We start from the raw sequence: 26,695 nt of genomic DNA, 5'->3' as shown, positions 1-26,695 counted from the left end.
GCCCCCCGGACCCCGAGGTAACAGCATGGCACGCCGCCGCCGCCAGACCCATGCCGGCCTGGACGCCTGGCCGGGATATGTGGACGCATTGTCCACCCTGCTGATGGTCGTCATCTTCGTCCTGCTGGTCTTCGTGCTGGGGCAGGCCTTCCTGTCCGTGGTGCTGGCCAAGCGCCAGCAGGCGATGGAGCAGCTGACGCAGCAGGTCAGCAAGCTCAACGACATGCTGGCGCTGGAGCATGATCGCACCCACACGCTCCAGCTCTCCGTCGCCTCGCTGCGCTCGGCGCATGACAAGGACGTGGCAATGGCCTCGTCCCTGACCGCCCAGGTGTCCCAGCTCACGGCCGAGCGCGACAATCTGGCTCAGGCCAGCCAGCAGCAGGTCACGGCCCTGGGCGCGCAGCTCGAGGAACTCCGCCACCAGCTCGGCGCCGCGATGACGATGCTGGATATCTCCCAGCAGCAGGTCCATGACCGCGACCACAAGATCGACGATCTGGGGCTGAAGCTGAATGTGGCCCTGGCCGACAAGGTCGAACAGCTCCAGCGCTACCGGTCGGAATTCTTCGGCCGCCTGCGCGACATTCTGAAGGATCAGGAGGGCGTACAGGTCGTCGGCGACCGCTTCGTGTTCCAGAGCGAGGTCCTCTTCCCCCCTGGCAGCGCCGAGCTGTCGCCCAAGGGCGTGGCCGAGATCCGCACCCTGGCCCGCACCTTCCACCAGGTCTCGGGGCAGATCCCCACCGCGATCCCCTGGATCATGCGGGTGGATGGCCATGCCGACCGCCAGCCGATCCACAGCGCCTTCGCCAGCAACTGGGAATTGTCGTCGGCCCGCGCGATCACCGTGGTCAAGCTGCTGATCGCGGAAGGCATCAGCCCCCAGCATCTGGCGGCCACCGGCTTCGCCGATTTCCAGCCGCTGGACAGTCACGATACCCAGGCGGCCTACGCCCGCAACCGGCGCATCGAGTTCCGCCTGACCGACCGCTAGTGTCTTCCCAACCGCCCGGGCAGGTCGCCCGGATCTTCCGCAATACCGGTTACCTGCTGGGCGGCAAGGGGATGGCGGGCGTGCTCGGCTTCCTCACCACCGCGCTGGTCGTACGCGCGCTGGGGCTGGAGGGATACGGCACGCTGCTGCTGATGCATGTCTGCGCCTCGTCCTTCTCGGTCGGCACGCGCTTCCAGTCCTGGCAGCCCCTTCTGCATTTCGGCAACACGCTGTTCGCGCGCGGCGAGCAGTCACGTTTCCAGACCCTGCTCCGCCACTGCATGATGCTGGACGCGCTGGGGGCCCTGGCCGGCACGGCGGTGGCCCTGACAGGGGTAGCCGCCTTCGGCCGGATTCTGGGCTGGCCGGCCAGCGCCCAGGGGCCGGCGCTGGTCTACATGACCTCCGTCCTGTTCATGAACAGCTGCTGGGCGCTGGGCGTGCTGCGCCTCACCGATCGCTTCCGCCAATCCGCCCTGGCCGATCTGGCGATCAACACCACCCGCCTGACGGGTACCCTGCTGGGCATGGGTCTGCACTGGCATCTGGAGGGCTTCCTGACGGTCTGGTATCTCGGCACCGTCATGTCCTTCCTGGCCAATTGCAGCCTGGCATGGGTGGCCATCCGGCATGCGCCCAGCATGCGGGGCTTCCGGCTGGCGGGCACGATCTGGCAGACGGGCTTCAAGGGTATCTGGCGCCTCACCCTGTCGACCAGCGGCAACCAGGCGCTCGCGGCCCTGACCTCCCGCGTCACGGTGCTAATGGTGGGGGCGGCGACCAATCCGGCCGCCGCCGCCATCTACAGCGTCACCTGGCATGTCTGCGACGCCCTGGCCCAGCCGGCGCAATTGCTGACGCCGGCATTGTATCCCGAACTGATCCGCCTGCGCGACCAGGGCGACCGCGCGGGCATGCGGCGCATCATGGTCCGCATCTTCCAGGTGCTGGGCCTGTTTTCCGCCGTGGCGCTGCTAGTGGCCGCCACGGTCGGTCCCTGGGTGTTCCAGACCCTGCTGGCGGTCCGAACGGACGATCTGGCGCTGCTGATGCTGCTGACTTCGGCGGCGATCCTGGATCTGTGGGACGTGCCGCTGGAACCGTTCCTGGTTTCGCTGGGCTATGCCCACCGCCTGTTCATCGGACGCATCGCCGCCACCACGCTCTGCCTCCCGGTGCTGTACGGGCTGGCACGCCTGTGGAGCGTGAACGGGGCCGGCCTCGCGACCCTGCTGGCCGAAGCCCTGATCCTCTCCACGCGCGTGGTCCCGTTCCTGCGCCTGCGGCGCCTGTAACGCGACAGGGGCCGCAGCTCCTGCAACCGCTCTCCAGAGGCTGACCGGAAATGTGGGCTGGCGAGGGAGAGCGGCCCGAAGGGTCGCGCCCGGCGTGGGTTTTCGAGCATCGGAGCGGAGCGGCCTTAGAGGCCGAGAGCACCGAAGCACAGGAAACGCGCGTCGGATCGCCGTCAGCGCGCGTTTCCGGTCAGCCTCTCAGGCTTCGGCGGGAACGGGCACCGGGTCGGTCGGATGCTGGGCACCACGATAGCGGTCGAACATGCTCATCTGATGCACGCAGCTCAGCGTGCAGGTCGGACTGCACGATTTCTCGGTATGATATTCGCGCTTCAGATCCGCGGGACCGTATTCCAGCAGCGGTATGGCCGGATAGCCGCGCTGCTGCGAACACCAGTGCACCTTGCCGTCCTCGGTCACATAGAGGTAGCGCGCCCCGGCGCGGCATTTCCAGTCATTCGGCTGGCCATGCATCAGGTTCTTCTGGAACAGCCGATAATTCAGCGTATGGACCAGCGAGGGCGAGATCTCGGTCACCCGGCGATAGGCCCGCATCTGCTCGTCGCTCAGCGCCTTCAGCCCGCCATGGTGATCGTGCAGCACACCCACCGAATGCTGCAATCCATAGCGTGCCGCCGTCTCGGCGATCGTCACCACATCCTGGGTCCGTTCACCGGTCACACCAAGGACCGAATTCACATTGACCTTGAACTGCGCGTGCTTCGACAGCAGCGCCAGCCTCCCTTCGACCGAGGACAGGCTCTTCATCGAAATATCATCGGGAGTGATGTTGTCGATGCTGACCTGCATCCCCTGCAGCCCCGCCGCATTCAGCCGGTCGATCCAGGCGCGCGACAGGCGGAAGCCGTTGGTGATGGTCGTCACGATCATGCCATGGTCGCGGGCCACACGCACGATCCGGTCCAGATCGGGATGCAGCAGCGGCTCGCCACCGGTAAAGGTGATCGAGGCCGTGCCGAGCTTCGCCAGATGGTCCACCCGCGCCTTGAGCTCCGCGAACGGAACCGGGGCGGAGAAATCGTCGAATTCATTGCAATAGCCGCAGGCCAGGTTGCAGCGGCGCGTCACCACCACCTGCGCCAGCAGCGGCGTATAGCGCGTGGCGATGGCCTTGGCCGCAAACCGCACCCCCGCACCCAGATTACTGATGCGGCGGGCCAGGGGAATATCGTTCATCGTTGCCATATCGTCCGAGGAACCGGCAAAAGCCGGAAAAGGGGGCGCATCATAGGGGCGACCCGGCATGCGCGATAGCCCGGGCCGAGGAGGAATCCGCCCCACCATGGGCCTGGACCAGATCGTCATACCAGCATTCCAGTATCTCCGTCTGCCGCCGCAGGTCGAATCGCTCGACGACGAAGGCCCGCCCGGCATGCCCCATCGCCGTGCGCCGCGCCGGGTCGGCCGCCAGAATGTCCATGGCGGCGGCCAGCGCCTCGACATCGCGGGGCGGGACGATCAGCCCGCTGCGCCCCTCCGCCACCCCCTCGGGGATGCCGCCGACCCGCGTAGCGACCACCGGCACGCCGCAGGCCGCCGCCTCCAGCATCACCATCCCCAGCCCTTCCGCCCGCCCGCTGGCGGTCAGGACACTGGGCAGCACCAGCATCATCGCCCGGCGCATCCATTCCATGACCACCTCATGCGGCCGCAAGCCCAGGAACAGCACGCGCTCCCCCACGCCCAGCGCGCCGGCCAGCGCCTCCAGCCGCGCGCGCTGGGGTCCGTCCCCGATAATGGTCAGGCGCAGCCCCGGGCGGCCGGCCGCCATACGCGCGAAGGCCCGCAGCAGATATTCCGTGCCCTTCAACTCGACCAGACGCGCGACATGCAGGATAACCGGCGTCTCCTCCGCCGGCTCGCGTGGCTGGTATGCGCTGCAATCCACCCCGATATAATGCACGCGCGTCCGCGCGGCCGGAAAACCGCGCGCCAGCGCCTGATCGCGCAGAAAACTGGAATTGCACAGAAACAACTGCCCCTGCCGCGCCAGCGCGCGCCGATGCAGCGGATAGTTTACCCAGGCGGGCGAACGCAGAAAATGCCGGTCGGACAGGGTGACGTCGAAACCATGGAACGTCGTGACCAGCGGCACATCCAGCCGGCGCGCCACTTCCATGGCATAAACCCCATCGATCCCGAAATGGGCATGGACCAGCGCCGGCTGGCGCCCCGCCAGCAGCCGCAAATAGGGCGCAGGATCGCGCGTCAGCATCTGCGCCAGCATGCGAGGCCACGCGGCATGCCGCCACAGGTCCCGCAGCAGCAGCGCACGCGCCCCATCCGGCCCGTGCCCAAAGCGCATGCGCCCCAGATAGAGCGGCGCATAACGGCGCAGGGCCTGCGCCTGCTGGGCAATGAAAACCTCGGAAACCCGGAACTGATTCTGACGGAAGATGACGATTTCACGCAATAGCAGGGACTCTCTCGATCGCATAGGATCTCCAGGAGCTGACGGGAAACACGCGTCGGGTCACCGCCGGCGCGCATGCCCAGCCAAGCTCGGAGGCGGGCGGCACTCTACCGTCGGGCAACGACAAAACGAAAGGGCTCGGACTTGACGGCGATGCCGATAGTTCCGAAACCGGGCGCCGCAATCACCGCTCCCCCGGCCGAAACAGGCCGCCCTTCTTCCCGCACCACGGAAAGCCGGCTGCCATGACCATTCCCGCCCGCATCCATTTCTGCTGGATCGGCCCGCGCCTGCCCTGGGCCTATGTCTTCGCCGTCCTCTCGGCCGCCGCAACGGGCGGAATGGATTCGGTCATCCTCCACCACACCGATCCGCTCGAGGACGGCCCGCAGAAACAGGCGCTGGAACGCGCGCCCGGTGTCGTGCTGTCCCGCGTCGACCCGCAACGCGACCTGCGGGCGATGGAACAGATCGCCGACCTGCCGGCGAGCAGCCTGGTCGCGCTGTACGAAGGCGTACGCACGCCGGTCCAGCGCGCGGATATCCTGCGCACCGCGATCCTCTACCGCGATGGCGGCGTGTATCTGGACATGGACACGATCACCACCGCGTCGCTGCGTCCGCTGCTGCAATCCGGTCCCTTCGTCGGCACCGAGCGCATCGTCTGGCCGCCCCATGTCCGGTCCTCGCGTTCGCCCCTGCTGCGGGCAAAGCATATCGGGCTGTCGCTGATGCGCCAGGCGTTCCGCGCGCTGCCCGGCGGCTGGAAGGGGTTCCGCCGCATCGAACGCTTCTACCCGCTCGGACTGAACAACGCGGTGCTTGGGGCGCCCCCCGGCGCACCCTGGCTGCGCACCTGCCTGCGCGCCATGCTGGCCCTGTCGCCCGAGGAGCGGCTGCGTCCCTACGCGCTGGGCCCCCACCTGCTGCAACGGGTGGCGGAGCATAGCGGCACGCACACGCTGACCATCCACGACCCATCCGTGTTCTATCCGGTCCCGCCCGAAATCTCGGAACATCTCTTCCGCACCACCCGGCGGGCACGGGCGCAGGATATCCTGCTTCCCGGCACGTGCGTGGTCCATTGGTACGCATCGGTCCGCACCCGCTCGCGGGTGGCACAGATCACGCCGGCCTATGTCCGGGCGCATCGCGACAGCCAGTATTACAGTGCCCTGGTCTGCGCCACGATCCCCAGCCTGCACGACGATATCGATCCGAGCTGAGCATTCCGCCGGGTAACCCCTTCACCATTGACGGCAAACCCGGCAATCTCCAGAAACGGGCAATCGCCTGGGGGACGGTTTTGCAACCGCCGGTCCCGGGCGAGGGCCCGGACACGCATCTGCACCAAGCGGGGGAAACATAATCATGTCGATCGAGAGCATGAAATCACAACTCTCTGCCAAGCCTGGTTTTATCGCAGCACTGGACCAGAGCGGGGGCTCCACGCCCGGCGCCCTGAGCCATTACGGCATCCCCGAGAGCGCCTATCATGGCGACGACGAGATGTTCCGCCTGATGCACGAGATGCGTGTGCGCATCATCACGGCACCGTCCTTCACCGGTGACAAGGTCATCGCCGCCATCCTGTTCGAACGCACGATGGACGGGCTGGTCGGTGAAAAGCCGGTTCCCTCCTATCTTTGGGAAGATCGCGGCGTCGTCCCGTTCCTGAAGGTCGACAAGGGTCTGGAAGACGAAGTGGACGGCGTGCGGCTGATGAAGCCGATCCCCGGCCTGGACCCGCTGCTGGCCCGTGCCGTCAAACTGGGCATCTACGGCACCAAGGAGCGCTCGGTCATCAACCTGGCGAACCCGAAGGGCATCGCCGCCATCGCCGCGCAGCAGTTCGACGTCGCCCGCCAGATCGCCGCCCACGGCCTGGTGCCGATCCTGGAGCCGGAAGTCCTGATCAAGAGCCCGCAGAAGGCCGCCGCCGAGGCGATCCTGCGTGACGAGCTGGCGCGCGGCCTGGACGCGCTGCCCGGCGACTATCAGGTGATGCTGAAGCTGACGATCCCCGAAACCCCGGACCTGTATCTCGACCTGGTCCGCCATCCGCGCGTACAGCGCGTGGTGGCGCTCTCCGGCGGCTACACGCTGGACGATGCCTGCACGCGCCTGGCCGCCAACCACGGCATGATCGCCAGCTTCTCCCGCGCGCTGCTCGGCGAACTGAAGGTCTCCATGACCGACGCCGAATTCGACGCCACCCTGGTGGCGGCGATCGACAAGATCTACCGCGCCTCCACCATCAAATCCTGAAAACCTGCCTGTAAATGCGCGCTGGCGGCGAGCCGGCGCGCGTTTCTGGCATGACCGGCTTCCGCCCGGTCACACCGTCACGTCGACCGGGCGAAAGCGCATCCGCTCCAGCGCCCCGCGCGTCTCCGCGATCATCGTCCGGGGCGGCAGCAGCAGGCCCGGGCCGCTCAGGCCGGCCACCGGGCCCGCCAGCAGCACGACATTGCCCTCCCGCCCCTCCGCCTCCTCGAACAGGCGCACATCGCCCCGCGGCGCCACGGCGCGTCCGGCGGTGACGGCGGCACGCACGACCAGATCCGCCCTGCCGGGCGACTCGAACAGATTCATGGCCAGAAACCCATCCTCCGCCAGACGATAGGCGGCATCGGTCAGAAACCCCGCCCCCAGCAGATGGCCGGGCACGACATCCCCCTGGAACGCATCGACGATAATCGCGCCGAACCGCCGGGTCGCAGGCAGCCCACGCAGATACGCAGCACCATCCGTCAGATGGCAGGCAATCCACGGGGGCAGGCCGAAATGCTGGCGGGCAATGGAAAAGGCCAGCGGATTCACGTCCACCAGTTCGACCGAACGCTCCGCCCTGTCCAGCATCGTGGCCAGCGACCCGCCGCCGCAGCCGATCACCAGCACCGGCTCGTCCAGCCGGGTCCCGGCCGGGGTCTGCATCAGGAAGCCGAACAGCGCATGGACATAGGGTGCGTAGCTGATGCCGTCGGCGTCGCTCTCGCTCTGGCAGCAGCGTCCCTGCCAGTAGATACGGCTCTCGGTCCGGATATCCTCGCTGATCCAGATATCGCCCTGATCGCTGATATAATGGGCCAGCACCTCATGGTCGTCAGGGATGAAGGTCGCCGGCATGTCAGGGAACGGGCCCCAGCGGCGGACCTGACAACCGGTCGCGCAGATCGGCTATCGCCCCCGGCAGGGCCAGCCAGACCAGGACCGGCGCCAGCCCCAACAGCGCGCCCGCCCGCCACCAGCCATAGGCCAGGGCCCCGGCCACACCGCCGCCGGCAAAGGACAGGACGATCCCGCCATGCAGCACCAGAAGCTGGCGCACCTGCGCCATCCGCGCCGGGTCACCCTGCCTGCGCACGGCATCCAGCCAGTCCGCCAGTTCGATCCCGAAATCGGTCAGCATGCCGGTCATATGCGTCGTCCGCACCCGCGCACCGGAAATGCGGGTGACCGTCGCATTCTGCAACCCCATCAGAAAACTCAGCCCATAGGCCAGCACCGCACCGCGCAAACCGGCCCGCAACGCCATGTCCAGCGCCCCCAGCACGGCCAGAAGCCCCGCCTCCAGCAGGATACTGTAGGCATAGATGGCCCGGTGCCGGCGATGCCGCCCGGCATTGACCAGCAAGGCCGACAGGACCGCACCCGCCACAAAGGCGGCGACCAGCCCCAGGCAGGAAAGCGCCGACGACAGGTCGGCCGCGCGCACATCCATCGACAGGCTGGAAAGATTGCCCGTCATATTGGCCGAATAATAGCCGACCGCGAGAAAGCCGGCAGCATTGACCGCACCCGCCACCGCCGCCAGCGAACAGCCCAGCCGGCGGTCCATGACAAAGGTCCGGGCGTCCCCCTCGCGCAGCAGCATCCTACCCGCCCCGTTTCACGCCATCCGCCGCCATGAAGGATTGAAGCCCGGCATTCAGCGCGCGCTCGAAGGCGGCAAGCGTCTCTTCGCTGGCATAATGCTCGATCCCCTCGGCGTCGATGCGGACATTTTCCGTGCTGATCCCCAGCGCGGTCAGAAAGGATTCGACGATCCCATGGCGCCGGCGCACGTCGGTGGCCAGCGCCTCCCCGGCCGGGGTCAGGAACACGCCGCGATAGGGCTTCTGCGTGACAAGCCCCTCATTGGCCAGCCGGGCCAGCATCTTCGCCACCGTGGGCTGGGAAACACCGAGCCGCGCGGCGATATCAACCTGCCGGGCCTCCATGCCTTCATCGAGCAGATCGGCGATCAGCTCGACATAATCCTCGACCAGCACATTGCGCCGGGCCGCGCGATTGGCCCGAAACCCCTCGGATTGCACCTTCGCATCCACGATACGCGGCACGTTGGCGGCGGCCCCCGCTTGTCTTTTCAAAGGATTACTCTCGGCGAGACAATATTCCGCAAAGCATAAAACATTCCCTCCCTTCAGTCCATGAAGGCGACAGGGACGAATGCCTAGCCCAGGCCCCCCTCTTCCAGGACGCTGGATACCGGGGCCTCGAACGTCCACGTCACGCCGTCCGGCTCATAACGATAGATGACCGACGCCCCACGCACGGCCCGCGGATTCCGCTCGATCACCGCCGTCCCGAATCCCCGGACGGCGGGCGCCTGCACAGGGGGGCCACCTTTCTCCTGCCAGGCCAGGCGAAAGCGCTCGTCGTCACCCTGTTCCTGGATCGCCCAGTCTATCGTCACCGTCCCGCTCTCATTGGAGAGCGCACCATATTTGATGGCGTTGGTCGTCAGCTCATGGATCGCAAGCCCGATCCGTTCCGCCGTTTCGGGCAGCAGGCGCAGCCCGTCCACACCGTGCAGCAGCAGGCGCTTCTGGTTCACATCCCCGATCACCGCGGTCTGCGAGGCCAGCAGCGTCTCGATCGTGATGCCCGACCACTGCCCGTTGATCAGCAGGTCCTGGTTGCGCACGATCGCGGCGATACGCTGGCCCAGGACCGAGACAAAGGGCGCCTGCGGGTCCGGCACGGTCCGCCGGATCAGCGCCTGCACCACGGCAAGCATGTTCTTGGACCGATGGGTCAGTTCATGCATGAGCGACGCAATCCGCCGTTCGCTGGCGCGCTCCACGGTCATGTCGCGGGACACGCAAAGAATGGCCTCCACATCCCCTTCCGCGTTTTTCACCGGCGTCAGCATATTGTCCCAGTGGCGCAGGTCCTGGCCCGGCAACTGGCTGATCCCGAGAAAACGCGCATTCTCCCCCTGCCTCGCCTTCAGCAGCGCCTGGCGTCCCGCCGGATGCGACTCTTTGGGCAGCAGGTGAAGCCATTCCATGCCGAAGCCGGACGCCTCGCCGACGTTCAGCGCCAGGCAACCGGCCCGGTTCATCTGCAGCAGCGTCCCATCCGGCCGAAGGAGCTTGATGCAATCGACGCTGACATTCAGCATTTCCGCCTGGAACCTGATATCCCGCAGAAGCGTCAGCTCGCGCCGTTTACGGGCATCGATGTCCGTCAAACTATGGAGCCAGCGGCACGCCCCATCCGCCCCACCGGGCAGCGGCCGCGCTCTCAGCAGAAACCAGCGCGCACCGTCGACCGGATGCACAAGCCGCAGATCGCTCTCGCACCCGCTGCCGGACAGCATGGCCTCCCGCAACGCCTGATCGACCCGGTGCCGATCCGCCGGAAGAACCCATTCCCTCCATCGCGCCGAAGCAAAGACCGCCGTCCCGTATGCGCGCCAGGCCTGGTTGAAATAGTCATGAAGACCGTCGCTTCCGCAGACGCAGACCATATCCGGCACCAGATCCAGAGACCCGTATTGATCTTCGGAAAATCCGTCTTCCTGCGGCATGCCTGCTTCTGACTGTCCAAACCTGTTCATCAGGGCCGATCGTATGACAAGCCAGCTAACAAATTATGGCATCCGCTCCTCATGAAAGAAAATTCATCCCTCACCCGAAATCGTTTCGGGAAATCTCCTCTTCCCGGAGACATGCGGCCCGCATGCCGACGGGCGAGACAGTTGCTGTGGCGCCGGCTTCCTGCCATGCAGGCCCGATGACGCAAGACCGGGATTTTGAAATCTTCCTCGCCACCGCACCGGGCCAGGAAGACGCGCTGTGTGGCGAAATACGCCTGAAGGGCTTCAGGCAGCCGCGCGCCGTCCCCGGCGGGGTCGTCATCAAGGGCGGCTGGCCGGAAGTCTACCGGGCGAATCTGTGGGTGCGCGGGGCCAATCGCATTCTGGCGCGGATCGATACCTTCCGCGTCGTCCATCTCGCCCAGCTCGACCACCGCGCCCGGCTCGTGCCATGGGCCAGCGTCCTGCGCCCCGACATTCCCTTCCGGGTCGAGGCCTCCTGCACCGGGTCGCGCATCTACCATGCCGGGGCCGCCGCCGAACGGATCGAGAATGCGATCCGCAAGACACTCGGCGCGCCCTGTTCGCCCGATGCCGCCCTCATCGTCCGGGTGCGGATCGACCATGATCTCTGCACGATCAGCATCGACAGTTCGGGGGAATTGCTGCACCGGCGCGGCCACAAGCAGGCCGTCAACCGCGCGCCGATGCGCGAGACCATGGCCTCGCTGTTCCTGCTGCAATGTGGCTATGACGGGACCGAACCGGTGTTCGACCCGATGTGCGGCTCGGGCACGTTCGTGATCGAAGCCGCCGAGATCGCAGCCCGGCTCAATCCCGGCCGCTCGCGCCATTTCGCGTTCGAACTGCTGGCCAATTTCGATGAACCCGCCTGGCAGAAGCTGCGTGACGTCAGGAGCATGCGCGTGCCCACGGCCCATTATTACGGCAGCGACCGCGATGCCGGCGCCATCACCATGAGCCGCGCGAACGCCGAGCGCGCGGGCGTCACCGACTATACGACCTTCCAGCAGACAGCGATCAGCGACATCCGCCCCCCCTGCGAAACGCCGGGACTGGTGATCCTGAACCCACCCTACGGCACCCGCATCGGAGACAGGAAGGCACTTCTCCCACTCTACCGCGCACTCGGCCGCACGTTGGCGAGCCATTTCGCCGGCTGGCGGGTGGGGATCATCACCACCGAGCCCGGCCTGGCCCACGCCACCGGCCTGCCGTTCCTTCCCCCCACAGCGCCGATACCGCATGGCGGCCTGCGCGTAACGCTGTTCCAGACCGCGCCCCTCGCCTGATACGCTGACAGCGGCGGCCTGCGGGCCGCCGCCAACGAGGCTTCCGACGCAGCCTCCCAGCCTCTCGCGTGCGGATTACCTGCCATGATCGACATTCGACAGATGCGCTATTTCGTGGTGCTGGCCGAAACGCTGCATTTCGGTCGCGCGGCCGAGCGCCTGCATCTGAGCCAGCCGCCCCTCAGCCGCCAGATCGCCGCCCTGGAAAAGGAATTGGGCGTCCGCCTGCTCGAACGTCATTCGCGCCACGCGACGCTCACCCATGCCGGACGCCGCTTCCTGGCAGATTCCAAGGCCGTCCTGGCCGCCTTCGACCAAGCCTGCCTCAACGCCCAACTCGCGGAACGCGGCCAACTCGGGGAACTCTCGATCGGCTTCATGATGTACGCGACCTATACGGTCATTCCGGGCCTCGTACGCCGCTATGTGGCGAATTATCCCATGGTCCATACCCGGCTGCGCGAGGTCGTCCCGGGCTCGCTCGCTGCCGATCTCCTGGCAGGCCGCTTCGATGCGGGGATCATGTTCGATCCGGGCTTCATCCGTGGGCTGGAAACCCGCGCGATCCTGAACGAGCCCCTATGCCTGGCGGTGCCCTCGGACCATCCGCTTGCCGTCCGCCCCCTGATCGAGGCCAAAGACCTGGAGGACGAACCCCTGATCGCGGCACCGGTCGAAGTCTCGTCGATGCTGCGCGACGCCATCGTCCAATATTGCCGGTCAGGCGGCTTCGAACCCACCATCCGGCTGGAAACCCAGCTCCAGCACACGATCGTCAATCTGGTTGCGGAAGGGCTCGGCATCGCCCTGGTTCCCCAGGGCATCCGGAAAGTGACTGTCGCCGGAACCATTTTCCGTGACCTCGAAAATGCGCCGATCGTCAATCATGTCGTCGCATGGCGGCCGGGAAACCTGAATCCCGCACTCGTTCCGTTCCTTGAGGAATGCGAACGAAGAGCTTAAAGCCCGTTTGGAAACGCGCATCGGATCACCGCCAGCGCGCATTTCCAAAACGGGCTCTTGGAATATTCCCTTATATTTCTGGATACTCTCCTATCTTCCGTCCTGCCGGTCATGACGGAAGCATGCCGGGTCATGATCATCGATCATGCCGACAGCCTGCATCCAGGCATACACGATTACCGGTCCGACAAACCTGAATCCTCGCACCCTGAGGGCTTTCGCCATGGCCTGCGACAGCGGCGACTGCGCCAGCACCACGCCGGTGCTATTCCGGACCGGCGCATCCGGCACCATGCCCCAGGCGAACGCGGCGAAATCCTCGCCACGCTCCCGCATGGCCAGATAGGCCCGCGCATTGCCGATCGTCGCCTCGATCTTGGCGCGGGCCCTGATGATGCCGGGGTCCGCCATCAGGCGCTCCACATCCCCCGCCTCGAAACGCGCGACGCGCTCGGGGTCGAAACCCGCAAATGCGCGACGAAACCCCTCGCGTCTGCGCAGCACGACCAGCCAGGACAAACCCGCCTGGAACCCCTCAAGACACAGCATTTCCCAGAGCATCCGGCTGTCACGCACGGGCACGCCCCATTCCTGATCGTGATAGGCCCGAAGCAATGGGTCGGTCTGCGCCCAGCGGCAACGGCTCAAGGCAAGAGTGGCATCATCCATTCCGGCAACATAGCACGGCACCCCTACCCGGCCGCCAGGGCCACATGATGCCCAGCGCCTGTGAACGCCGAAGCCTGCCGGTGCTCTCCGCGTTGCACAATATGCTCCGCTCCCGGCAGGCATGCATGACCTATGGCTTTCCGGTCAGCGGCGCAACCATTCGCCCCTGGTCTTCTATTGTGCAGCGCTTTTGATCCAGCCCGCCGGATGCTTCCTGTTGTGCCGCAATTTCCCGCCGTGCGGCATCCAGCAGTTCCGCATGAGCCGGGTCGCTGACAAACTGCGTGAAGACGACACTGCCTGTCACAAAGCCGGCCCAGACATCCGACGCCCAATGTACACCGCATACGACACGGCTTTCACCATATTCGCGCCCGCGTGCCAGAATCTGCCCCGTATGGGTGGGAAAAAGCGACGACAGCAGCAATGCGGCCGACCAGCCCGTGGTGGCATGACCTGACGGATAGGCATAATCCTCCGCCGCATCCTTATTGCGCGCAACGCAGATAGGAGCATCGTTTCCGACAAAAGGGCGCGGCCGGCGCACGATATTCTTCTGGATCTTGACCTGAACCTTAACCGCATCGCGCAGGGCGGAAACCAGCTTGAACAGGGCCGGGTTGCTCTTGTCTGTCAGAGCATGACCGATCGCACAGGAAAAATCCGCCAGCAGAGCCTCGGGCTTGGCGTCCGCGTCCGCGCGCGCCAGCGCCCAGCGCGCGGTATCCTTGAGCGCGCGCGTTTCCGCGAAGACCGTACGGTCATACGCATCCATCGCCGAACCCTGCGCCGGCGGCGGTGGCGCGAAAAGGACCGGCGCCTCGGGCATGGTTTGCGCATGCACGGGAACGGCGTGCGCCGTCGCGCAGAATCCGGCTAGGGCGAGGGCAAAGGCCGCCCGTCCGGTTGTCCTGAATGGGACCATGAAGCATGTCTCCGGAAAAAACGGCCCGCCGCACGAGGCGGCGGGCCCAGGATAAGAGAACGCGACCGATTGGGCGGATCAGAACCCGATGGGCACCGAGATCGATCCGAAGAAACCGCGGCCGGGCTGGGTGTTCCACAGTGCCACGCCTTCGGCCGTCGTCCCGGAATAGGCAAAGATCTTTTTGCTGTCGGCCAGGTTTGTCACGCTGAGCTGAAACTTGATCGGCGGCACGGAATGGTCCTTGCCGTGGACCGTGTAGCCGATCGAGACGTCGAGCTGGTTGAACGGATCCAGCCCGTTCATGGCCTTGCCCGCCGAACTGATCACGCCGGCCCGCGCGCCGACCCATTTATCGATCACCGAGGCATAGAGCCCGTCACGTTCATAGATCAGCCCTCCCGCCGCCGTGGAGTCCGGCGCGTTGGCGATCGGCGCGCCGGTACCCTGGGTCTTGGACTGGTTGAGGCTGCCATTGGCGAACAGCGTGAAGCCCGCACCCAGATGATAGGACGCTTCGCCTTCGATTCCGTAATAATCGACGCCCCCCTGGTTGTAATAGACCGTCATCGGACCGTAGCCCGGGACGTTCTGATTGGCGCTTGTCACGAAATTACTGAAGTTGATGTAATACACATCGCCCGACAGGGTGAAGCGCCGGCTCTGCCAGGCCGTGCCGATCTGGTAGTTCATGGTGTTTTCCGGACTGACCTTGTTGGCCGCCGGATCGGGTGTGTAGAAGTAGGCGGCATCGGGCGCCAGGAAGCCGCGCGCGATCTGCAGATAGGCCGACCAGTTCGGGTTGACCATGTAATGCACATTCAGCGACGGCATGGGCGCGCCGTAGGTCTGGTCATAATTGAGCGGCGTACCAGTCTTCTGATTGACCGGCGCGTTGATCTGGCGAACCATGAGCGCGTATTTGAATCCCGGCGAAATCTCAAGGTTCGGCAAGGGCCGGAACGTCAGCTGCACGTAAGGCTGCGCACTGAAATTGTCCAGCGTCATGAGCCGGTTGAGGGGAGCCGCCTGGTTGGTGAATGCACCGGTCGCCCAGTTGATGTTGCCCTGCTGGCGGGTGTCGCCCTGATGTTCCAGCCAGAAGCCGAGATTCAGCTTCGCCAGACCAAAATCGCGCTTGACGGCGAACGTATCGCCCCAGGCACGATAATCCTGCCGCATCGCCTGGCCGTATTCGCAACCTGGGCCGGAATTATAGGTCATCTTGTTGGCACCGTACGTTCCGCCGCATGCAACGACGTGCCCCTTCCAGACCGGTGCGGCATTGAGATACTGCGCCTGCGTGGTACCGTTCACGTCATTTTCGTTATGACCGTGATGGTAATAAGCGTAAGTATAGGCCTTGTTGTCGATGCTCCATCCACCGCCGATATCGGAATTCAGGCCGATATAAGCCATGTCGGTCTGGATGGTGTCGACATTGTATTTGAAGTAGTTCTGCGAATTCGGGTTGTTCGACAGGCCGTAATCGGAACCGTAAGCGGCGATTTCGCCTGTCGTCACGCCGGGCGGCGTGTACTGGACGAGGTTGTTGTACATCCCCATGAACGTCAGCGTGGTGTGGTCGTTGATCGGCTGGACCCATTTTCCGTAGAAATTGTAACGCTGCTGCCCCGCATAGGTCTGGTAGCCATCGCTCTGCACACCACCGGCGTCAAAGACGAAAGATGCGTTGTTCAGTTTCTTCATCCGGCCGCTATTGAATTCGCCGCCATAAGTATAGGTATTCCAGGCCCCCATGCTGCCATAGGCTTCGACCGCGCGCCGGTCGGTCGGTGCCTTGCCGTTGACCGCAATGGTGCCGCCGAACGTCGCATAGCCCATCGTACTGGCATCGCCCGGGCCGCGATCGACGCTGATCTCGCCCAGGTCGTGCGCGGTATAATAACCGGTGGTGTGATGCGTGAAGTTGTTGCCGTCGGCGAATGGTATGCCATCGAACAGAACATTATACTGACCGTCCGAAAATCCGCGGACCGACACCTTGTTTTCTGCCAGGCCGGGCCCGTTCGATCCGATGGTCATGACGCTGGGCGAGAGCGCCACCATGGTGTCGTAACTGCCCGACGGCGGGATGTTGTTCTCGATAAAGTGCTGGCTGATGACCGATGTCGGCTGGAAGGCTGTCAGCGGCGCCTTGGTCGGAGCCTGATAGGCTGCGGAATCGACTTTCGTGCGGCCGATCGTCTCGATCTGCTCGCCCTTCGGCGCTGCGGCGACGGCCACCACCGTACCGTTCTTCCTCGCCGCCCCCGACGTCACCCGGCCTTTCTTCTGCATGGTGTCGCGGGACTCATCGGCGGTCGGCGCGGCGTGGGCGACGGATACGCCAGACATCATGCCCATGCAGACCAGCGCGGTAGAAGCCAGACCGCGTGCCTTGCGCCCCACCAGACGGTGTGACGATCGCTGACGAAAAAGAACAGGTTGTAACATTTGATCCTCGGAATAGTCGCCGCCGCCTCGGACCCCCCGTAGCGATCACGACATGACCGGCCTTCTATCACGCGACTCAAATCATTTTTGTGAAATTGATATTCCAGTTTTATGAAGAAAATATTTTTTTGTCTCTATTTTGCTTCGCATTCTCAAATAAAATTGCAAAAATATCACGGGGAATTAAAATAAAACGTCTGATGTCTAAAAGATTAGAAATGTAGCTTGAACTACAACCCTCCTTCTGACACGGCTCACCGCGCCAGATGGTCCAGCCGCAATCGTCCCCGCGCGTCGCTGAGCCGCGCCGACGTCAGGACGGCGGACATGGTGGCGCCGATCATGTTCCCGCTGACGATCAGGCTCATCAGCACGATCTGGTATTTCGACGCGTCGAGCGGATTCATCCCGGCCAGGATCTGGCCCGTCATGATCCCCGGCAGGGTGATGACCCCCGCTGCGGCCATCTGGTTCAGGGTCGGGATCAGCGCGGTACGGATCGACTGGCGGATCAGGCTGTTCATCGCCTCGGCGCGTGTCGCCCCCAGAATCAGCCGCGCCTCGATCGCGGCACGCTCGCGCGCAACCATGGACAGAAGCGTGTTCATCGACAGGCTGGTCGCGTTCATCACATTGCCCAGCAACAGGCCCGTCATCGGAATGGCGGTGCGCGCCTGGTACCAGGGATGCGGCTGCAAAGCGGTCAGCAACCCGACCAGCACCACGATGACCGTGCCCGTCGCCGTGCTGAACCCGCCGATTCCGAAATGCCACGCCCGCGTCAGTCGCGTGACCTGGCGCGACCCGACCTCGAATGTCGCCGCTGAGAACATGAAGGCCAGCACCAGCAGGGTCAGCCAGACCGACGACCGGCCGAAGACGAACAGCAGCACGCTTCCCGTCAGCACCAGTTGGACCGCCATGCGTATGGCGGCGACGATCAGCGTGCGGTGAATGCCCAGCGACAGCACCAGCGACAGCGCCACGCAGCCGACGATCAGCCCCCCCGCCAGGATCATGTCGCCGGTATCCAGCAGAATCGGCGTCATGAATCCGCTCCGACAAAATGCCCCTGCGCCAGTTCGCGGCGCAGGTCGGCCATCCGCGTGGCCTGCGCCGCATCGTGCGACACCAGGACGATCGCGGTCCCTCCGGCCATGGCCTCACGCATCATCGCCTCCACCATCAATGTCGTCCCGCCGTCCAGAGCGGAACAGGGTTCGTCCATCAGCAACGCGCGCGGCGCCTGGCGCAGGCCCCGCACCAGCGCCAGGCGCTGCCGTTCGCCGGTGGACAGGCGATGCACCGGGTCGTTCAGCACCCCGGCGCGCAGACCGGCCTTCGCCATCAGCTCGCGGGTCAGCGCATCGTCGGGCATGTGGTCCAGGACCGAATCCGACCACCAGCCCGACTCGGCCGGCAGGTACACGACCTGCCGCCGCCAGCGATGGGCCGGCATGCCGGAACAGAACCGCCCGTCCAGCGCCACGTCGCCCTGATGGGGGTCGAGATCCGCCATCATGCGCAGCAGCACGGATTTGCCGGCGCCGGACACGCCGGTAATGACCAGGCACGCTCCCGCCGGCACGTCGAATGCGAATGGCCCGGCATGGGCATTGTGCAAGGCGCGCACGGAAAGACCCCGCGACAGGACATCGCCGGCCTGCGGCGCGGAAACACCTTCGATCACGCTGATACCATCCGTTCGCTTCGACACGGCTCAGGACGCCGGATAGGCGAAGAGATGCTGACCGTCGAACGTCAGAAAAGCCTGCTCGGGTGGACTCTCGGCCTCCAGACTATGCACCGACCAGTCCAGGGACGGCAGATGCCACAGGGTGCGCCAGCGCCCCGCCTCGAATGTCATGTCCATCCGCATCGCGACATGACCGCGCGCGCCCCGCCGCACACCTTCGGGACGCAGATAGGCACAAGCCGGTCCCTCATTGTCCACACCGACCGGCGTCACGTCCTGAAACCCGCCGGCACCGTCGAACCCCCATTGCCTGTCACGGCGGCGCAGCATGACCGGCAACGCGCCCTCGGCGCCGGTCATGCGCGCGATGCGCGGCGAAAGCGGGCGGCGGTACAGCCCGTCCGGCGCGGCATCCTGCACGATCTGCCCGCCCTCCAGCATCAGGACACGGTCGGCCAGGCGCCAGACATCGACCGGATCATGGGTCACGAACAATGCGGAACATCCCGTCTCGCGCACCAGGCGGCGGATCTGGTCGCGCATGCGGCCGCGCACTTCGACATCCAGCCCCGACAGGGGTTCGTCCAGCAGCAGCAGGTCCGGCCGCGCCGCAAGCGCCCGTGCCAGGCCGACCCGCTGCTGCTGGCCGCCCGACAATTGCGCGGGATAGCGCCCCTCCAGCCCCGCCATGGACACGTCACGCAACAGCGCGCGGGCCCGCTCCCCCCGGTCACGCCCGCGGCCGGGCATGGCTGTCACGATATTGTCCAGACAGGTCAGATGCGGCCACAACGCATAATCCTGAAAGACCATGCCCAGGCCGCGCCGTTCCGGCGGCACGAAAATACCATCGGCATGACTGTCGACCCGCCTGCCGCGCAGTGTCACGCACCCCGCATCGGGCCGTTCCAACCCCGCGACCAGGCGGATCATGGTTGTCTTGCCGGACCCGGAGCCACCCATCAGCAGCACGAACTGCCCGCGCGGAACATCGAGGGTAATGCCGCGCAGAACCCTTGTCCGACCATGGGATTTCACGATTCCATCCAGAGACAGGATGTTTTCAGGCATTCTCTTGCTCCAGGGACGGGGCTGTCCGGGCATTTCCGGCCCCTCCCATCCGTTCCGGTCCGGAACCAACCACCAGGCGAGGCACCAGGATAATCGCGGCCGCCGTCACCGCCAGACAAATCCCCATCGCGACCAGCGCCAACCGGGCCTCGGCACCGTAATGCAGTGTATCATCCAGAGACAGCAGCTTGACACCCAGGGGCGCGCTGCCCGCGGGATACAGGATTTCCGACAGGGGCAGTTCAAAAAACAGAGTCACGAACACCATGCCCCACGCCCAGGTCAGCCGCCGGAGCAGCAGCGGCAGGTAGATCCGTTCCACCCGCCGCACCAGCGACACCCCGTGCACGCGCGCGGCCTCGCCCAGCCCGCGATGCAGGTGCGCGAACGGCGCGTCGAGAAAGCGGATGGCGATCGGAAGATGGCTGGCGGTATAAGCCAGGATCAGCAAAGCTGGCGTACCGTAAAGGGACAGGACACGACCGTTGAACGCGATCACATAGGCGGCACCAAGTATGACGCCCGGCACCGCCATATTGGCCGATGTCAGCCACAGCAGCATGCGCGCCACCACACGCCCCGAACCGCCGGCACGCATGCGCCCGCCCAGGATCAGAGCAGCCAGCATAACGGCGAAGACCGCCGAAACGAAGGCATAGCGCAGCGACAGGCCGATCCCGCGCCACCCTTCCCCGTCGATCAACAGCGCATCGCCGGTACCGGTGTCGCCCATGGCCTGCGCCGCCAGGGCCAGCAGCGGCACCCCCCCCCCCGCCAGCAGGATGCCCACGGTCAGAGACCACGCCAGCACGGTCATCCCCCGGCCGCAGGGCGCGACACCGGGACGGTGCCGATGCCCTCCGCCCGCCATCACGCTGCGCCGCGCCAGCACGGCCTGCACCACCAGGGCCGCCAGGGCCAGCAGTACCAGAACCCAGCTCAGCCGGGCGGCCCGGGTGAAATCAAGCGGAACGGTCGAGAGATCCTGATATATGGCATAGATGACCAGCGGCATGTGCGCCTGCGCGCCCAGGGTCGCCGCGATGCCGAAATCCTGTGATGCAGCCACCACCTGTATCGTGAATATGCTGCCGGATACCGGCAGAAGAAGCCGCAGCGTCAACCATGCGCGCCGCCACGCCGCAGGCACATGCACCCGCGATGCCGCATCCATGTCCGCACCGACCGCGTGCCATCCCGCGCGCGCCGCCACCGACGAAAAGGCCAGCCCCTTGAGCGTCAGCAGCGCAACGATCCCTGCCTCGCCATACAACAGGCGGCCGGCCGCACCATCGGCCAGGAACGGCGCGGCAACCACGATCTGCCAGCCCATGGTCAGCAGATAGCTTGGCATCAGGAAGATACCCCACAGCACCGCGGACAGCAGCCCGGCCCCACGCCACCGCCGACGTTCCAGCAGGAAACCGGCCAGAAGCCCTGGCGGAATGACCAGCAGCCCGGCTTCGGTGCTGAGGCGCACCGTGTTCCACAACGCACCGGATGACAGGCCAAGGCCGGACGCCGCCCCCAGGCCGGGTAGCGGCGCCCAGTCCGGCATCAGCGGCAGCATCATGAAGCGCGTCAGCGGATAGAGGAAACTGACTGCGACGACGGCACCGAACAGCACCGCAGGCCCGCAAATTCCCATAAACCCGATCCAACGCCGCGCACCACTCACCGCATGATCTCCTGCTGGAACCAGCCGGTCACCTCAGCCTGGCGCGGTCCCCAGATATCGGGGTCCGGATGCGACAGGACGATCCCGCCCGCATCCGGCAGGTCGGGTTGGGCAGGCCGGGCGGTCACGGGCCAGAACAACCGCTCGGCACCAGGCTGGCGCATGCGCAAGGACTGGATATCGGGGCGCATGATGAAACGCAGGAAAGACGCGGCCTCCTGCTGGCGGGCCGCTGGCCGGTCCGCCGCCACCGCCGCGACGGCAGGCAGGACGAAGGCCGGAGAGGGAATATCGACGACATAGTCGGGATTGGCGCGCGCCAGGGCAATCGCCGCCGCACTCTGCACGATCGCGGTCCCGATCCGCCCCACGCGCAGGGCCACCAGGACCGATGGGTTGGAAGGCCCGACCAGCAGCCCACCCGCGACCATTCGCCGCAATGCCGCCTGTCCCGCCGGCCAGCCGCCATTCAGTACCAACATCCCGGCCAGAAGCGGATAGGCTGGGCCGGACAAGGCCGGATTGGCCATCCCCACGCGCGCGGCCCCCATGACATCGCGCCAGTTCCGTGGCGCGTGGCCCTGATCGCGGCGCGACAGGAAAACACCCGCCAGCGTGAACCCGGTCACCTCATAGGATCTGTCGGCCGGCTGCAGGTCCCGACCGGTCGGCGTCCAATCCAGCTCCGGCACCACGCCATGCGCCAGCAGGCGCGCCCGATCCAGGGCCACGGCACCGTCATCGCCCTCGAACCACACGGCGTCCCAACGCGGATGATGCGCCTCGGCCGACACGCGTGCCAATAGCATCCCGCCTGGCATCGTCAGCACGGTTGCCGGCCGACCGGTTTCGCGGGCGTAGGCCGCGACGATGGCAGGCGCCACGCCGACCGAACTGTAGATGACCAGCCCCGGCCCACGCCCGCCCGTCAGGCTGGCCAGACACCACAGAACCAGCAGCAGCAGCGCGACGGCGGCCGCTCGCACGCCCGTCATGACGGTCCCGTCATCCTGATCCGCACTCCGTAGCCGATGCAACGTGATCCCTATATAATTGTCGCAAACACTACGGAATGAAGGTTTGATGAACTTGGTGTCCCAACCTGCCCTGCCTGCTATGCCGGCGCGTTCGTGACGAATCCGGAGGCCCGAAACGTCTTGAAACCCGACCCGATCGCCGAGAGCCTGCGTCCCGATTCGGGACTGACCCCGATGGCGCGTCGGGTCGCGCAGTTCATCCACGCCAACCGTCCGCTGGCCCTGGCCAGTTCGGCGGCCGAATTGGCCGAACGGATCGGCACCTCCGATGCAACCGTGATCCGCTCGGTGCAGGCCATGGGATTCGACAGTCTGGCGGCCCTGCGTGCCGCATTGATCGCCAGCCTGACCCATGCGCGCGACCCGGCATCGGCATTATCCAGGACGATCGAAGATATCGGTTCGGACCTCGACGACGCAGTCGGCGGCATCCTGCAGACCCATGCGGACATGGCGGCCGCCCTGCAACATCCGGCCACGCGCCGGCATATCGCCGATGCCGTGCGGGCGTTGCATCCCTGTCCGCGCATTGTGGTCTTCGGCATCGGTCCCTCCAGGGGACTGGCCGACTATATCTGCCGGGTCCTGAACCGAAACGGCCTCACCAGCCTGCCGATCGGCACCACCGGCCGCGCCTTCGCCGACGATCTCGTGGCGCTGCGTCCGGGCGACGGCGTCATCATCATGGCCTACGGGACGCTGTATCGCGAAATCGCGCTCCTGTTTCGCGAAACCCGGCGAATGGTCCTGCCGGCCGTGCTGGTCACTGACCGGATCGCGGCGGCCGATGTGCCGCCCGGCACCGTCATCGTGTCGGCAATGCGCGGCAAGGAGGAACATATCGCCCTGCATTCAGCGACAGTGGCCGTTCTGGAAGCCATTGCCTTCGGCCTGTCGGTCGCCCGTCGCGATCATACAATGGCAACATTGGACCGCCTGAACGATTTCCGGAACCAGATCGAACAGTTCTGAACATTTTTTTGAAATGCGCGTAAGCGAGAACGGCCCGAAAGAGGACGGAGGCGGATTCCAGGCGATTCTGCAGAATGTCGCGCTCCCGTCGATCATGGTCCGGCGGACTGGCCGGCCTGGATGCGTGCCCTGTTCTCGCATGGAAGGGCGATCAGGCAGCGCAATCCAGGCCCGTTATCACTCAATGTGATGGTGCCGGCATGCAGATGGACGATCGCACGGACCATGCTGAGCCCCAATCCATTCCCCGCTTCCGAACGACTGTTATCGAGCCTGACGAAACGGTCGAACACCCGCTCAAGATCGCATGCGGGAATGCCGCCGCCATTGTCGGAAATGACAAGCTGCACCCCGCCTTCCCCGATCGAGACCTCGAGCACGATCGTGCTGCCCGACGGTGTGTGATGAATCGCGTTTTCCAGAAGATTCGCGAGCATCTGGCGCAGCAGAACCGGCTGACCCGTCACGATCGCCTCAGGCGGGTGCGTCACGCGAAGAGTCTGCCGATGGTCTTCAATGATCGGCAGATAGATCTCCACCATTTCGCTGATCAGGACGACAAGATCCACCGCGCTGAACTCGTCACTCTGTGTCCGGGCCTCGATCTGGGCCAGGTCGAGGAGCGAGCCGAAAATCTCCAGCGCCCTGTCGAGTTCATCTATCGAAAGATCGATCTGGTCTTTCAGCCCATCGACCGTCTCTTCACGATCCTTTGCCCTCTCCAGCCTGTGCCGCAGGCGTGAAAGGGGGCTGCGCATGTCATGGGCGATATCATTCGACACCTGGCGCAGGCTGACGATCAGGGTTTCATTCTGCCCCAACATCGCATTGAGGCTCTGCGACAGATGGTCGAATTCGTCGCCCGTCCCGCGCAGCGGTATACGGCGCGCGATATTGCCGCGCATGATGCTGCGCGCCGTCATGCTGATGCTCTCGATCCGTTTCAGGACCGCATTGCTCAGCAGCATGCCGCCGGCCAGGCCCAGGGTCATGAAGCCGAGGGAACTCCAGGCGACCGTGTTCCACAGATCATGTCTCAGCCGTGTCAACTGCGACGCATCGATCCCGACAAAGTAATAGCCGCCGTCAGAAAGTCGATATCCCTCGCCATAGACCGCGACCTGATGCGCGTCCTGGGGCAGCCGATGCGCCCAGGACAGCCATCGCGGTCCGGTGACCGGCCGCAGATGCAGCATGTTGCCCGCGACAACAATCTGTGCCCTGTCCTGCAAAAGATAGAAGAATCCCGGTTCGTTCCGGACAAGGGCTTTCACCACGGGCAGAAAATGGCTGACATCGGGCTGTCCCGCCGCGGCAAAGGTCTCTTCGCCTTCGTTGGTGATCGCCCGGCGGATCTGGCGCTCGAACAGATGCTGGTTATGAAATCCCGTCAGGATGGTGATCAGCATGCCGGAGAGCAGGAAGAAACCGACGAAGCTGGTCACGATCCGGAAAGAGGATGTGCCGGCAATCTGCCTGATCGCGGCGATCCCACGCCTAGGGCTCAAGATCGGACTCTTTCATCACATAGCCGGCTCCCTTGATGGTATGGATCAGCGGCCTGTCATGTCGTCCCAGCTTCTCCCGCAACCGGGAGAGATGCGTTTCGACGATATTCGTGCGAACCGGAAAATCCATGTTCCACACATCCTTCAGCAACATCCGGCGCGAAATGATCGTTCCGGGATTGCGCATGAAATATTCAAGAAGCTTCAGCTCCTGTGGCTGCAGATGGATCTTTTCTCCGCGCCTCGTGACCTCCCGGCTCAGCAGGTCAAGCGCGACATCGGCGACGCACAGCATTGTCACGTGCTGGCTCGGCGTGAACCTGCGCAGCAATACCTGCACCCGCGCGACAAGCTCCCGCAGCGCAAACGGCTTGATCATATAATCATCGGCGCCATGGCGAAGACCACGGACGCGACTGGATACCCCGTCCATCGTCGTCAGAAACAACACGGGCGTCATGATATCGCGTTCGCGCATCTGGGTCAGGATCTCCAGCCCGCCCAGCCCCGGAAGCATCCGGTCGAGAATCACGATGTCCCATCGCTCCGAAAGCGCGCGCCGTAATCCGTCCGGCCCATTCGCGACAGCAAAGACATCGATATCATGCTCCGCCAGGCCTTCCCGCAGATACGCCGCCGTCGCCGGGTCGTCCTCGACCAGAAGCAGGCGCGCGCGCGCGGTCAGGGCCATCGAAACAGAAAGATCATCTGGCTTGTCTCTCCTCCTTGCTGTTGTCCGTCAGGCCGCCAGCCAGACGAAACGCGCGGCATAGTAGCAGCAGAACCCGCGGAGAAAGCACCAGTCATGGCCTGAGCGGCCCTGGTTGGCATTTGTTAATTTTTCGATTGCAACGCTTTGGAAGAAGATGCCGACAGGTTTATGCCATCGGAAACGACAATGGACGTCCGTCTCGCCGCCTCTCTGGCGTCTCTTTTTTATGCTGTCTTGACCGGCGTGGTCCTCGTTGTCTGGTACGGTGCGTTCTAGAGGGTGTTATGTACTTTCGTGCGTGATTGGTTCAGTAATGCTGAATGACGCAAGTTCGGAAGCCGTATCCCTCTGACGTATCAGACGAAGAATGGTCGTTGGTTGTCCCGTATCTGGTTCTGATGCGAGAGGACGCGGAACAGCGGCGGCATGATTTGCGCGAACTGTTCAACGGTCTGCGCTACGTGATCCGCTACGGAATTGCCTGGCGCGCCATGCCGAATGACCTTCCGCCGTGGTCGGCGGTCTATCAGCAATCCCGTCGCTGGATGGAAGCAGGCTGTTTCGAAGCACTGGCGTCTGACCTGCGGGCTGTGCTGCGCATGGCCTCCGGCCGTAAAGCGGAGCCCACGGCAGCCATCCTCGACAGCCGAACCTTGCGTTCGACGCCGGAGAGCGGACCGCGCGCCGGATATGATGGGGCGAAACGCAAAAAGGGCTCGAAACTGCATATGGCCGTGGACACGTTTGGCCATCTGCTGGCCCTGCACGTCACGCCAGCCAACCGGGACGATCGCGCCGAAGTCGGACGCCTCGCCGCTGCCATTCAGGAAGTGACGGACGAGAGTGTCGAACTGGCCTATGTCGATCAGGGATACACGGGCCAGAAGCCGGCCGAGGCAGCGCGGGCCCACGGTATCGCCCTTGAGGTCGTCAAATTGCCCGAGGCCAAGCGCGGCTTTGTCCTGCTGCCGCGCCGATGGGTCGTAGAACGGTCTTTCGCATGGGCCACACGATGCCGCAGACTCGTCAAGGATTACGAGCGCTACGCTTCAACGCTCGCAAGTCTCCATGTCGTCGCTTTCGCATGCTTCATGCTCAGAAGCGCCGCTATACTCGCTCACGATGCATAACACCCTCTAGG

The 26,695-nt window shown here is 64.9% G+C and carries 24 protein-coding genes; 8 read left to right on the top strand and 16 right to left on the bottom strand.

The window, feature by feature from the left end; all coding sequences use genetic code 11:
* Nucleotides 1-25 precede the first annotated feature (25 nt).
* Both HLH29_RS13955 and HLH29_RS13950 read left to right on the top strand, forming a co-directional pair.
* The gene (locus HLH29_RS13955) at nucleotides 26-997 is read left to right on the top strand and encodes a peptidoglycan -binding protein (RefSeq protein WP_182967844.1); all 972 of its coding nucleotides are present in this window, start codon (nucleotides 26-28) and stop codon (nucleotides 995-997) included.
* The gene (locus tag HLH29_RS13950) at nucleotides 997-2,292 is read left to right on the top strand and encodes a lipopolysaccharide biosynthesis protein (protein ID WP_338030249.1); all 1,296 of its coding nucleotides are present in this window, start codon (nucleotides 997-999) and stop codon (nucleotides 2,290-2,292) included. The genes HLH29_RS13955 and HLH29_RS13950 overlap by 1 nt, the downstream gene beginning before the upstream one ends.
* Nucleotides 2,293-2,490: 198 nt before the next feature.
* On the opposite strand, the gene HLH29_RS13945 is transcribed toward HLH29_RS13950, so the two are convergent.
* Nucleotides 2,491-3,489: a radical SAM protein gene (locus HLH29_RS13945; RefSeq protein ID WP_182967842.1), complete on the bottom strand. Its 999-nt coding sequence runs from the start codon at nucleotides 3,487-3,489 to the stop codon at nucleotides 2,491-2,493.
* A 49-nt stretch (nucleotides 3,490-3,538) separates the two neighbouring features.
* Nucleotides 3,539-4,726, bottom strand: a complete 1,188-nt coding sequence (locus HLH29_RS13940; RefSeq protein ID WP_182967840.1) for a glycosyltransferase — start codon at nucleotides 4,724-4,726, stop codon at nucleotides 3,539-3,541.
* Between the two features lie 245 nt (nucleotides 4,727-4,971).
* Between HLH29_RS13940 and HLH29_RS13935 the strand changes: the two genes are divergently transcribed.
* Both HLH29_RS13935 and HLH29_RS13930 read left to right on the top strand, forming a co-directional pair.
* Nucleotides 4,972-5,952: a glycosyltransferase gene (locus HLH29_RS13935; protein ID WP_182967838.1), complete on the top strand. Its 981-nt coding sequence runs from the start codon at nucleotides 4,972-4,974 to the stop codon at nucleotides 5,950-5,952.
* Between the two features lie 145 nt (nucleotides 5,953-6,097).
* Nucleotides 6,098-6,994, top strand: coding sequence for a fructose bisphosphate aldolase (locus tag HLH29_RS13930; protein ID WP_182967836.1), 897 nt, complete (start codon nucleotides 6,098-6,100; stop codon nucleotides 6,992-6,994).
* Between the two features lie 69 nt (nucleotides 6,995-7,063).
* Here the strand turns inward: HLH29_RS13930 and HLH29_RS13925 are convergent, their stop codons facing one another.
* The 4 genes from HLH29_RS13925 to HLH29_RS13910 all read right to left on the bottom strand — a co-directional run bounded on the left by HLH29_RS13925 (nucleotide 7,064) and on the right by HLH29_RS13910 (nucleotide 10,544).
* A complete protein-coding gene (locus HLH29_RS13925) occupies nucleotides 7,064-7,855 on the bottom strand; it encodes a spermidine synthase (RefSeq protein WP_182967834.1) in 792 nt (263 codons plus the stop codon).
* A 1-nt stretch (nucleotide 7,856) separates the two neighbouring features.
* Entirely contained in the window at nucleotides 7,857-8,603 is a 747-nt protein-coding gene (locus HLH29_RS13920; RefSeq protein ID WP_182967832.1) for a YoaK family protein, read from the bottom strand.
* Nucleotide 8,604: 1 nt separating this feature from the next.
* Entirely contained in the window at nucleotides 8,605-9,099 is a 495-nt protein-coding gene (gene mntR, locus HLH29_RS13915; RefSeq protein ID WP_182967830.1) for a manganese-binding transcriptional regulator MntR, read from the bottom strand.
* Between the two features lie 83 nt (nucleotides 9,100-9,182).
* Nucleotides 9,183-10,544 carry a sensor histidine kinase gene (locus tag HLH29_RS13910; RefSeq protein ID WP_182967828.1) on the bottom strand — a complete coding sequence of 454 codons (1,362 nt, stop codon included), beginning with the start codon at nucleotides 10,542-10,544 and terminating at the stop codon, nucleotides 9,183-9,185.
* A 206-nt stretch (nucleotides 10,545-10,750) separates the two neighbouring features.
* On the opposite strand from HLH29_RS13910, the gene HLH29_RS13905 reads away from it, so the two are divergent.
* Both HLH29_RS13905 and HLH29_RS13900 read left to right on the top strand, forming a co-directional pair.
* Nucleotides 10,751-11,866 (top strand): THUMP domain-containing class I SAM-dependent RNA methyltransferase, encoded by a 1,116-nt coding sequence (locus tag HLH29_RS13905; RefSeq protein WP_182967826.1) that lies wholly within the window; start codon nucleotides 10,751-10,753, stop codon nucleotides 11,864-11,866.
* Between the two features lie 84 nt (nucleotides 11,867-11,950).
* On the top strand, nucleotides 11,951-12,829 hold the full coding sequence (locus tag HLH29_RS13900) for a LysR substrate-binding domain-containing protein (protein WP_182967824.1): 879 nt from the start codon (nucleotides 11,951-11,953) through the stop codon (nucleotides 12,827-12,829).
* Between the two features lie 90 nt (nucleotides 12,830-12,919).
* Here HLH29_RS13900 and HLH29_RS13895 read toward each other — a convergent pair whose 3' ends face one another.
* From HLH29_RS13895 to HLH29_RS13860, 8 genes are all read right to left on the bottom strand, one after another.
* Nucleotides 12,920-13,477: a DNA-3-methyladenine glycosylase I gene (locus tag HLH29_RS13895; RefSeq protein WP_246374256.1), complete on the bottom strand. Its 558-nt coding sequence runs from the start codon at nucleotides 13,475-13,477 to the stop codon at nucleotides 12,920-12,922.
* A 151-nt stretch (nucleotides 13,478-13,628) separates the two neighbouring features.
* Nucleotides 13,629-14,423, bottom strand: coding sequence for an acid phosphatase (locus HLH29_RS13890; protein ID WP_182967820.1), 795 nt, complete (start codon nucleotides 14,421-14,423; stop codon nucleotides 13,629-13,631).
* 78 nt (nucleotides 14,424-14,501) lie between these two features.
* On the bottom strand, nucleotides 14,502-16,784 hold the full coding sequence (locus HLH29_RS13885) for a TonB-dependent receptor (protein ID WP_182967818.1): 2,283 nt from the start codon (nucleotides 16,782-16,784) through the stop codon (nucleotides 14,502-14,504).
* A gap of 350 nt (nucleotides 16,785-17,134) precedes the next feature.
* Nucleotides 17,135-17,929: an ABC transporter permease gene (locus tag HLH29_RS13880; protein WP_182967816.1), complete on the bottom strand. Its 795-nt coding sequence runs from the start codon at nucleotides 17,927-17,929 to the stop codon at nucleotides 17,135-17,137.
* Nucleotides 17,926-18,597, bottom strand: coding sequence for an ABC transporter ATP-binding protein (locus HLH29_RS13875; protein ID WP_408871976.1), 672 nt, complete (start codon nucleotides 18,595-18,597; stop codon nucleotides 17,926-17,928). The genes HLH29_RS13880 and HLH29_RS13875 overlap by 4 nt, the downstream gene beginning before the upstream one ends.
* 3 nt (nucleotides 18,598-18,600) lie before the next feature.
* A complete protein-coding gene (locus HLH29_RS13870) occupies nucleotides 18,601-19,647 on the bottom strand; it encodes an ABC transporter ATP-binding protein (RefSeq protein WP_182967814.1) in 1,047 nt (348 codons plus the stop codon).
* The gene (locus HLH29_RS13865) at nucleotides 19,640-21,295 is read right to left on the bottom strand and encodes an ABC transporter permease (protein WP_182967812.1); all 1,656 of its coding nucleotides are present in this window, start codon (nucleotides 21,293-21,295) and stop codon (nucleotides 19,640-19,642) included. Before HLH29_RS13865 ends, HLH29_RS13870 begins: the two co-directional genes overlap by 8 nt.
* Nucleotides 21,296-21,321: 26 nt before the next feature.
* Nucleotides 21,322-22,320 (bottom strand): extracellular solute-binding protein, encoded by a 999-nt coding sequence (locus HLH29_RS13860; RefSeq protein ID WP_182967810.1) that lies wholly within the window; start codon nucleotides 22,318-22,320, stop codon nucleotides 21,322-21,324.
* 162 nt (nucleotides 22,321-22,482) lie between these two features.
* Between HLH29_RS13860 and HLH29_RS13855 the strand changes: the two genes are divergently transcribed.
* The gene (locus HLH29_RS13855) at nucleotides 22,483-23,334 is read left to right on the top strand and encodes a MurR/RpiR family transcriptional regulator (protein ID WP_182967808.1); all 852 of its coding nucleotides are present in this window, start codon (nucleotides 22,483-22,485) and stop codon (nucleotides 23,332-23,334) included.
* Between the two features lie 92 nt (nucleotides 23,335-23,426).
* Here HLH29_RS13855 and HLH29_RS13850 read toward each other — a convergent pair whose 3' ends face one another.
* Together HLH29_RS13850 and HLH29_RS13845 are read right to left on the bottom strand one after the other, a co-directional pair.
* A complete protein-coding gene (locus tag HLH29_RS13850; protein ID WP_246374255.1) occupies nucleotides 23,427-24,842 on the bottom strand; it encodes a sensor histidine kinase in 1,416 nt (471 codons plus the stop codon).
* Nucleotides 24,832-25,533 carry a response regulator transcription factor gene (locus tag HLH29_RS13845; RefSeq protein WP_182967806.1) on the bottom strand — a complete coding sequence of 234 codons (702 nt, stop codon included), beginning with the start codon at nucleotides 25,531-25,533 and terminating at the stop codon, nucleotides 24,832-24,834. The genes HLH29_RS13850 and HLH29_RS13845 overlap by 11 nt, the downstream gene beginning before the upstream one ends.
* A gap of 341 nt (nucleotides 25,534-25,874) precedes the next feature.
* On the opposite strand from HLH29_RS13845, the gene HLH29_RS13840 reads away from it, so the two are divergent.
* Nucleotides 25,875-26,684: an IS5 family transposase gene (locus HLH29_RS13840; RefSeq protein ID WP_182967804.1), complete on the top strand. Its 810-nt coding sequence runs from the start codon at nucleotides 25,875-25,877 to the stop codon at nucleotides 26,682-26,684.
* Nucleotides 26,685-26,695: the final 11 nt, after the last annotated feature.

Origin of the sequence: Gluconacetobacter tumulicola, assembly GCF_014174215.1 — a bacterium.
Taxonomy (GTDB): domain Bacteria; phylum Pseudomonadota; class Alphaproteobacteria; order Acetobacterales; family Acetobacteraceae; genus Gluconacetobacter; species Gluconacetobacter tumulicola.
Note: the sequence above shows the minus strand (reverse complement) of the source record. Positions and strands in the feature narration are given on the sequence as shown.

What these genes read in the sequence shown, in the direction of transcription:
- HLH29_RS13955 (WP_182967844.1), top strand. Translation starts at nt 26, where the DNA reads ATGGCACGCCGCCGCCGCCAGACCCATGCCGGCCTGGACGCCTGGCCG.
- HLH29_RS13945 (WP_182967842.1), bottom strand. Translation starts at nt 3,489, where the DNA reads ATGAACGATATTCCCCTGGCCCGCCGCATCAGTAATCTGGGTGCGGGG.
- HLH29_RS13935 (WP_182967838.1), top strand. Translation starts at nt 4,972, where the DNA reads ATGACCATTCCCGCCCGCATCCATTTCTGCTGGATCGGCCCGCGCCTG.
- HLH29_RS13930 (WP_182967836.1), top strand. Translation starts at nt 6,098, where the DNA reads ATGTCGATCGAGAGCATGAAATCACAACTCTCTGCCAAGCCTGGTTTT.
- HLH29_RS13925 (WP_182967834.1), bottom strand. Translation starts at nt 7,855, where the DNA reads ATGCCGGCGACCTTCATCCCTGACGACCATGAGGTGCTGGCCCATTAT.
- HLH29_RS13920 (WP_182967832.1), bottom strand. Translation starts at nt 8,603, where the DNA reads ATGCTGCTGCGCGAGGGGGACGCCCGGACCTTTGTCATGGACCGCCGG.
- HLH29_RS13910 (WP_182967828.1), bottom strand. Translation starts at nt 10,544, where the DNA reads ATGCCGCAGGAAGACGGATTTTCCGAAGATCAATACGGGTCTCTGGAT.
- HLH29_RS13905 (WP_182967826.1), top strand. Translation starts at nt 10,751, where the DNA reads ATGACGCAAGACCGGGATTTTGAAATCTTCCTCGCCACCGCACCGGGC.
- HLH29_RS13900 (WP_182967824.1), top strand. Translation starts at nt 11,951, where the DNA reads ATGATCGACATTCGACAGATGCGCTATTTCGTGGTGCTGGCCGAAACG.
- HLH29_RS13890 (WP_182967820.1), bottom strand. Translation starts at nt 14,423, where the DNA reads ATGGTCCCATTCAGGACAACCGGACGGGCGGCCTTTGCCCTCGCCCTA.
- HLH29_RS13885 (WP_182967818.1), bottom strand. Translation starts at nt 16,784, where the DNA reads ATGATGTCTGGCGTATCCGTCGCCCACGCCGCGCCGACCGCCGATGAG.
- HLH29_RS13880 (WP_182967816.1), bottom strand. Translation starts at nt 17,929, where the DNA reads ATGACGCCGATTCTGCTGGATACCGGCGACATGATCCTGGCGGGGGGG.
- HLH29_RS13870 (WP_182967814.1), bottom strand. Translation starts at nt 19,647, where the DNA reads ATGCCTGAAAACATCCTGTCTCTGGATGGAATCGTGAAATCCCATGGT.
- HLH29_RS13865 (WP_182967812.1), bottom strand. Translation starts at nt 21,295, where the DNA reads ATGGGAATTTGCGGGCCTGCGGTGCTGTTCGGTGCCGTCGTCGCAGTC.
- HLH29_RS13860 (WP_182967810.1), bottom strand. Translation starts at nt 22,320, where the DNA reads ATGACGGGCGTGCGAGCGGCCGCCGTCGCGCTGCTGCTGCTGGTTCTG.
- HLH29_RS13845 (WP_182967806.1), bottom strand. Translation starts at nt 25,533, where the DNA reads ATGGCCCTGACCGCGCGCGCGCGCCTGCTTCTGGTCGAGGACGACCCG.
- HLH29_RS13840 (WP_182967804.1), top strand. Translation starts at nt 25,875, where the DNA reads ATGACGCAAGTTCGGAAGCCGTATCCCTCTGACGTATCAGACGAAGAA.